This window comes from Mesorhizobium sp. Arg314 (assembly GCF_053714275.1).
This window is the reverse complement of the sequence record NZ_JBSKBP010000190.1, coordinates 1-856: the sequence shown is the minus strand read 5'-3', so window position 1 is coordinate 856 and position 856 is coordinate 1. Positions and strand designations below refer to the sequence as shown.

Here is an 856-nt window from a genome sequence, read left to right as displayed (position 1 = left end):
GAGACGACGTCCGCCGTGAGCTCGATGAGGGCGTCAGTATTGTCGTCGGCTTCTTCTATCACGGAATGCTCCTGATTCTATGGCTTCTGTGAAGTTTAGCTTCATTAATGAAGGCAGCCGCAGAAGGCAATGAAACTTGCCTCAGATCTCTGCTCAATACCGTCTGCCATCGCAGCCGAGTAGGTCGGTGTGATATCTGAGGCCTGGGCAGTGATGCCCCGGCTTTCTTGCGTTTGAAACGCCCTCAGGCCGGTATCGAACCGGCCAGGGCCAGGCGAAGGCGCCCCTGGCCCGCCCCTCGCGCTCCCCGCCCACCCCACCTTGCTCCTGCGCAAGGCTTCAATGCGGTGCCCCGCCGGCGAGCAAATATTTGAAACCGTTCGTCGTCATCCACCGCGCACGCGCAAGATGCGTCTCCCAGGCCCGGAAAGCACGATCGGGCTCGGTCGCCGGGTCGATGTGCAGAACGATCTTGGCAACTTCCCGCCAGTCGGCGCCCTCGGCGGCTGCATCGAGTAGGCGAATGTAGGTCAGCAAATGCTCTTCGTCATATCCGGTAAGGATCGGAGAAGTTGGCGCCTCATCGGCGACATCTGGGTCGAGCAGCGGCTGGAGCATTTTTCCTTTTTAACGATCGTCGTTGGCGAAGGAAAGGGTCAGTGCGGCTTCCCTTGCGGGCGAGCCCCAACTGCGACGTCTCTATGCCGTCCCGAATCCGATGTGACTATTCGGATTCATCGCTTGGATAGAGGGATTCGTAGTCCCTGCCGCCGTAGAAGGATGTTGGTGACTTCGGCAGTATCTGCCACCCGGTAGGCGATGAGCGCCGTTCGTTCGAAGGGGACCATACGCAAAC

At 59.5% G+C, this 856-nt stretch carries 1 protein-coding gene; it reads right to left on the bottom strand.

Translation table 11 applies throughout. The annotated features are described in order from the left end of the window. Window positions 1-339 precede the first annotated feature (339 nt). The gene (locus ACWGS9_RS35015; RefSeq protein ID WP_454509456.1) at window positions 340-618 is read right to left on the bottom strand and encodes a DUF2285 domain-containing protein; all 279 of its coding nucleotides are present in this window, start codon (window positions 616-618) and stop codon (window positions 340-342) included. Between the last annotated feature and the right edge of the window lie 238 nt (window positions 619-856).